This is a genomic window from Microcoleus sp. PH2017_09_SFU_O_A (assembly GCF_020738625.1).
Lineage (GTDB): Bacteria > Cyanobacteriota > Cyanobacteriia > Cyanobacteriales > Microcoleaceae > Microcoleus.
In genome coordinates, this window is the sequence record NZ_JAEQCF010000137.1 from 1 (window position 1) to 6,364 (window position 6,364).

The 6,364-nt window shown below is 44.4% G+C and carries 7 protein-coding genes; 4 read left to right on the top strand and 3 right to left on the bottom strand.

Annotated elements, in window-relative coordinates:
- Nucleotides 1-207: 207 nt before the first annotated feature.
- The 3 genes from JGK16_RS31150 (at nucleotide 208) to JGK16_RS31160 (ending at nucleotide 2,514) form a co-directional block, all read left to right on the top strand.
- Entirely contained in the window at nucleotides 208-993 is a 786-nt protein-coding gene (locus JGK16_RS31150; RefSeq protein WP_293186765.1) for a hypothetical protein, read from the top strand.
- 1 nt (nucleotide 994) lies between these two features.
- Complete coding sequence (locus JGK16_RS31155) at nucleotides 995-1,471, top strand: hypothetical protein (RefSeq protein WP_293186766.1); 477 nt, start codon at nucleotides 995-997, stop codon at nucleotides 1,469-1,471.
- 269 nt (nucleotides 1,472-1,740) lie between these two features.
- The gene (locus JGK16_RS31160) at nucleotides 1,741-2,514 is read left to right on the top strand and encodes a GerMN domain-containing protein (protein ID WP_293186767.1); all 774 of its coding nucleotides are present in this window, start codon (nucleotides 1,741-1,743) and stop codon (nucleotides 2,512-2,514) included.
- 398 nt (nucleotides 2,515-2,912) lie between these two features.
- On the opposite strand, the gene JGK16_RS31165 is transcribed toward JGK16_RS31160, so the two are convergent.
- The 3 genes from JGK16_RS31165 to efp all read right to left on the bottom strand — a co-directional run bounded on the left by JGK16_RS31165 (nucleotide 2,913) and on the right by efp (nucleotide 4,644).
- Nucleotides 2,913-3,305: a metalloregulator ArsR/SmtB family transcription factor gene (locus JGK16_RS31165; protein ID WP_293186768.1), complete on the bottom strand. Its 393-nt coding sequence runs from the start codon at nucleotides 3,303-3,305 to the stop codon at nucleotides 2,913-2,915.
- 30 nt (nucleotides 3,306-3,335) lie between these two features.
- Complete coding sequence (accB, locus tag JGK16_RS31170) at nucleotides 3,336-3,893, bottom strand: acetyl-CoA carboxylase biotin carboxyl carrier protein (RefSeq protein ID WP_293186769.1); 558 nt, start codon at nucleotides 3,891-3,893, stop codon at nucleotides 3,336-3,338.
- A gap of 193 nt (nucleotides 3,894-4,086) precedes the next feature.
- A complete protein-coding gene (efp, locus tag JGK16_RS31175; protein ID WP_293155631.1) occupies nucleotides 4,087-4,644 on the bottom strand; it encodes an elongation factor P in 558 nt (185 codons plus the stop codon).
- A gap of 376 nt (nucleotides 4,645-5,020) precedes the next feature.
- Here efp and JGK16_RS31180 point away from each other — a divergent pair, with 376 nt between their 5' ends.
- Nucleotides 5,021-6,145, top strand: coding sequence for a peptidylprolyl isomerase (locus JGK16_RS31180; RefSeq protein ID WP_293193750.1), 1,125 nt, complete (start codon nucleotides 5,021-5,023; stop codon nucleotides 6,143-6,145).
- Nucleotides 6,146-6,364: the final 219 nt, after the last annotated feature.

Below are 6,364 nucleotides of genomic sequence, written 5' to 3' on the forward strand. Positions count from 1 at the left end.
CCAGTTGCTTTGGTTGCTCCTTCCATCAACGGCTAAGTTTTAGCTTGAGATAAACAGAAAGCGCCCCTAGAAATAGGGGCGCTTTTTGTTTGGGAAAAATTACAGTTTTAGCGAGATGATCGTTTATGATAATAGAAGGAGCGCGCTAGTTGTAGCTCATGTGCTCTCATAAATCATAAAAGCCTTTATTTATGGAGTCGGCTTCCTATGACAGTCACTACAGAAAATTTAATTAGAGCATTGCCATCGAACAGTGAGGAGGTGATGTTTGGTGAACTAAGTTTAATCAAACACGCCTTAGAAAAGCTGTTTAAATCTGATGAAGCGCGGATTCCTAAAGAAGAACTATTTATTGATGGATTGAAAATTTATGAGGTACTAGAACGGATTAGAGAAGCAAAAGATATACGTCTAAGAGCGGATATTTATTACTCTGAATACAGACCACTTTTAAACGAATTTAAAGCAAAATATAGTGACTTTTTAGCCCGTGATACTTTCAAAGAAATTGAAGATCGTGAAAAATACATGGATGGCTTGAGGGAATTAATCATAGCTCAGGGTTTTATGCTGATTGCGTTTGAAGAAGAAACAGATAAAGTACGTCAATATCGATCGCTATACACGGGTATGGTGAAACTATCAGAGCTTTTAGAAGAATATCTTGTCTACTTTCCACAACACTTAATAGAGTGCATTAAGAATATAGCATTGGCTTTTTTAAATGATTCTAATCTAAAACCCGATCGAGCCAATCAGAACGAGTCAGTTTTTTTATATTTAGTTGGATTAAAAAACACTGCTAGAGCAGTATTATGGCAAATCGAAGAAGACCGAACACAAAATGAAAAATTACATTTGATTGACTCTCCTTATAATCCAATATTTACTCGTGAAATGCAAATTCAGAAAAACCAATCTGCTATGGATTGGGCAAAGTCACGACTTGAGCAAATAGAAAGTATTGGAGAAGAAAAAGGATGGAAATTGTAGAGTGATTCTAATTCTAGATTCTAATATTATTGCTTTGCTGATAACAAATATTGATGAGAAATTGTCTGAAGATCAGAAGCTGACTACGGAGATTTATCAATGCACAGAATGGTTTTATAGACTGTTGTCGAAAGGCGTTTATATAATTGCTTCTGATATCTGTGATTATGAACTTAGACGTGAATTGATTCGGATAAAAAGCAAAAGTATTCAAGAGTTAGATAAACTAAGAGAGTTAATTGAATTTCAAGAAGTAACTTTTGCTTTGCTAGAAAAGGCTGCCGAACTATGGGCGGAGGCAAGAGCTATGAGTCAATCTAATAAAATTAAGGAGAACATTGATGTAGACTGCATTCTGGCTGCTCAATGGTGTCTGCTCAAAGAGCAATTTCCTGGTCGTGAAGTCATTATTGCTACTAAAAATATTAAAGATTTTCAACCTGTTACCGATTGTGATATTTGGCAAAATATTAGTTAATTTATAGTAATTTACGAGTTAGATAAAATGTCAGGTAAACTTCGGATATGCCACAGCATAAGTGCCTTCTATATTCTGCCTTCAGACTTATACCTTGTTTTTAAGCGGGAGGGTGTCAAAATGAAATATAGCTCCTAAGCTGTTAAAGATGCCAGGATTGTTTTGGTTTAGCTGTTCCCTGTTCCAGAATCTCAGCAAAAACAAATGTAGCCGATCGGGAGTAGCTCCTCACCGTGTCAAGCGCTTTATCTCTAACGAGGATTTGTATTATGAAAGATGGACAAGAAGTACGCCACGTCTCCACAACAGCACTCATTGCCGGTGTTTGCGGGTTGGCTTTAGTGACTGGAGGTGGCATTGCTTGGTGGACGGCAAGCCGTTCGCCCACGGCAGACACGCAGTCTTCAGCTCCGACAATCGCTCCGGCGCTATCCCCAAGTCCTGCCCAATCCCCTGCTGTAATTATCCCCGTACCTCCTCCAAATGCTGTGCAGGTGCCACAGGCTCAGACGCCGCAGGTTCAGACGCCTCAAGCTCAGAGACCTACCCCTCTGGCGTCTCAGGCTCTGGCGCCCAAGTCGTCACAGCCGAAGCCTTTGCAGCAGGCTGATGCCCAAACAGTCCAAGTGTACTGGGTTAAAGATGCGATCGGCAAATTTGAGGCAGTTCCTACGAAAGTAGCTGTCAAACAAGCTGATAAGCCTGATGCAACTTTACAAGCTGCTTTTAACACTTTGTTGGCTGGGCCGAAGGATGCAACTGTTTCTAGCGAAATACCTAAAGGGACAAAACTCCGGGGTTTGAGTGTCAAGAATGATGAAGTTTATGTCGATTTGTCGCGTGAATTTACTGCGGGGGGAGGCAGCAGTTCAATGACGAGCCGGTTAGGGCAAGTTATCTATACAGCTACGAGTTTAAAACCGAATACTAAGGTTTGGATCTCGGTGGACGGCAAGCCTTTGGAACTTTTGGGTGGCGAAGGTTTGGAGGTGGCTCAACCGAGTACCCGCCAAAGTTTTGACAAAAATTTTCCCCTTAACTAATTTTTGATTCATTAGTTATTAGTCATTAGTTAGGAGTTATTAATTAGGAGTTAGGAGTTATTAGTTATTAGTTATTAGTCTGAATGCGGAAAATAGGGATTGATAGCTGATAATTGATTGCTGATGATATCGTTGACATTTGGATCGGAATAATAATTTTCGGAGTGCAATTCGAGCGTGTCGCTCGCTTCGGATCGCGAAGCCAAACGTCCCGCACGGCGAGCAGGGTAGAATTCCGTAGTTACCGAATTTGATATAACTGATGACTGATAACGTTCGCGAGCGGGGACGCTCGCACTACCGACTGATGACTGCTGACTGATAACGTTCGCGAGCGGGGACGCTCGCACTAATGACTAATGACTAATGACTAATGACTAATGACTAATGACTAATTTTCAGTGCTTGGCAGTCAGGCTAAATGCCCGAAAGTGGAGGGCTTGCTGTTCGATCCGAGTGGCAAGCCGATCGCACACCATAGTACATAGCTCAAAAATTAACTCGTCTTGCACCTTATAATAGGCTGATGTTCCTTCACTCCGGCGAGTGAGGATACCAGCTTGGAGCATAAGTTTTAGGTGCTTGGAAACATTGGCTTGACTCGTTTGAGTAGCTTCCACCAACTCTTGCACGCATTTTTCTCCGTCGCGAAGCAAGTTCAAAATTCGTAAACGCATTGGCTCGCTCAGAATACTGAAATACTCAGCAACTTGTTGCACAACCTCTTGCGGGACAGGCTGGGATGACTTCATCAAACTCACCGGGGAGAAGTGATCTCGAAATATTAGCATTTATTCTGTCCATAACAATAAAGTAATGCTTCAATCCGGATTAATTCGCATTAAAATTTGACCGTATTCGACAGGTTCGCCATTTTGCACTAAAATTTCCATGACTTGACCGGACACTTCATCAGCATCAATCTCGTTCATCAGCTTCATTGCTTCGATAATACAGACTGTCTGGCTGACTTTGATGCGATCGCCCACATTGACAAAAGGTGGCTCATCGGGAGCAGCAGCGCGATAAAACGTTCCTACCATGGGCGAGATAATTGACACCCATTTGGTATCGACAGGAGCAGAGACGGCAGCAGGAGCTGCGACAGCAGGGGCTGGTGCAGGAGTGGCCGGAGTTGCTCCTGCATTTTGACTAACAGCATCCGGTGGGGCGGCAGTGGGGCTAGAAACAGATCCCAGGGCGATCGTCGGAGCGACACTTGCCGCGGTAGAGAGGGCAGTAACCGTGGCTGGTTCGCTGGCCAGAATGCCTTTGCGTACAGTCAGTTCAAGCTCCCCACTTTTTAATGTCAGTTCCGAAATGCCTGTTTTGTCTAAAACAGTCAGCAGTTCGCAAAGCTGGTTTAAGTCTAATTGCACAGTAGATTCAAGGGTAATTAAGAATTTAAAATTGAGAAATTGGAATCCGGCGAAGCTAGGAAACTTCACCGATTTTGGAGACAAAAGGGGTAGTTTTTAATCTTTGAGCGATGAGCGATGATTTTTTAGCTCTTTAACTAATAACTCACAACTCACAACTAAAAACTAAAAACTCCCTTTTTCTCCGTCGTTTCTATTCTCGGCCGAGGTACTTGTCTTCACGAGTATCAATCCGAATGCGTTCTCCTATCGAAATAAATAGAGGAACCATGATCTGAGCTCCGGTGGAAAGGATGGCCGGTTTACTGCCACCGGTGGCAGTATCTCCTTTGACTCCGGGATCGGTTTGTGTCACTTCCAAGACGACAGAATTGGGTAATTCCACTTCCATGATTTGGTCGTTCCAGCGAAGGATACTGACTTCCATACCTTCATTCAGGTACTTGACACGCTCGCCTATTTCCTTGGCTGTGAGGCGGCTTTCCTCGTAAGTTTCCATATCCATAAAGACAAACTGGTCGCCTTCTTTATAGGTATGCTGCATCGCGCTCTTTTCGAGGTTGGCTTGAGGCAAAGATTCGCCAGCTCGGAATGTGTGTTCCACTACGCTGCCGGTTTGGACGTTTTTTAATTTTGTCCGCACAAAAGCGGAACCCTTTCCGGGCTTGACGTGGAGGAATTCGATAACCCGCCACACGCCGTTATTCCATTCAATTGAAACACCTGGTCGAAAGTCGTTACTGGAGAGCATATAAATTTTTGCGGGCAATCCCGTCGCCATTGGGCACGGGGGAACTATAGTCAGTCGATTTTAGATTTTAGATTTTAGATTTTAGATTCACTCGCAGCTTTGAATCTGGGAGATTGAACCTTGGTCTAAAATTTTGATCTCTCCACGACAGGAGTCTGGGGATTGTATCCGTTTTTGAGCGGGGTCAGCTTAAAGCCGCAGTCTAGCTGACGGCATCAAAAAGCAATTGGCAATTTATTTTACCTTTCAAAGGGAGCAAGTGCTGTACTCCAAGTGAAAAACCTCTGTCTGTTGGACAAGGAGAGGCAACGGATGTAATGGAGAGAAGGCGATCGCGCGCTGTGGGAAGATAATAGAGGCAATAAAAGTTAAAGATATGTTGCATTGGCCTAATTTCTCGATCGATACGTGCAAGCGCTGGGTGAAGACCGGTGCTTTAGCAGTCCTGCTGTTCGCACTCTCCCTAAGTTTCAGCGCAGTTTCCTATGCCAAACGCCCCAGCAGCAGTATGCCTGCGGGGAATCCGATTACGGACGGCCGGGCGCTGCTGCGTTTCGCGCTACCTATTGACAATCAGACTGTGCGTGAGTTGCAAATCAGTCTGGAAGACATTGGCAACCACATCCGTTCTAAACGTTGGGGGCCCATTAGCAGCGATGTCAGTAAGGCTTCGAGGATTCTCAGCATTCGGGAGTCCGACATTTTAGTGAGTATTCCTGAGGCGAAACAGCCGGAAGCTGAGGCGCTAGTTGCACAAGTCAAGGAGGGAATTGCTGAACTGGAAAAGGCTGTTGAGGCTAAAGACAGGGAAAAAGTTATTGACTTGAAGGCGAAAATCCTCGGTTCGGTAGGCGAAATCGAAGAGTTGATGGTGACAAAGTTTCCGTTTGAAGTGCCTGCTAAGTATGCTAATCTGCCTCAACTGAAAGGTCGCGCTACTGTGGCGGTGGAAACGGATAAGGGGACAATTAATGTTGTGGTTGACGGTTACAGTGCGCCTGTGACTGCTGGTAATTTTGTGGATTTGGTCGATCGAGGTTTCTATGATGGTTTACCATTTATTCGATCGGAAGAATCCTACGTTTTGCAAACGGGAGATCCCGAAGGCAAGGAAGTGGGCTTTATTGATCCAGGTACTGGCAAATACCGGAATGTGCCGCTGGAAGTGCTCGTTAGAGAGGACACGGAACCTGTCTATGGGATTACTCTAGAAGATGCGGGACGTTATCGCGACGAGCCTGTTTTGCCTTTTTCTGCTTTTGGTGCTGTGGCGATGGCCCGGGCTGAAGCTGAACCAGACAGCGGTTCTTCTCAGTTTTTCTTTTTCTTGTTTGAACCCGAACTCACGCCCGCTGGTCTGAATTTGTTGGACGGTCGGTATGCTGTTTTTGGTTACATGATTGAAGGAAAAGAGGTTTTGGATAAACTGAGGCAGGGAGATAAGATTATATCTGCTAAGGTGATTAAAGGAAAGGAAAATTTGGTTCAACCTCAAGTTTAATCAGCGCACAAACAAAGACGGCGAGATAAATCGCTTCAGAGTCAAACAAAGATGGCGAGTTAAATCGCTTCAGAGTCAAACAAAGCCCGCTTCCGCGGGCTGGAAGCAACCATAACAAATAAAGACGGCGATTTAAATCGCTTCTACACTAACAAAGACCGCCTCCGCGGGCTGGAAGAAAGACAAACAAAGACGGCGATTTAAATCGCTTCTACACTA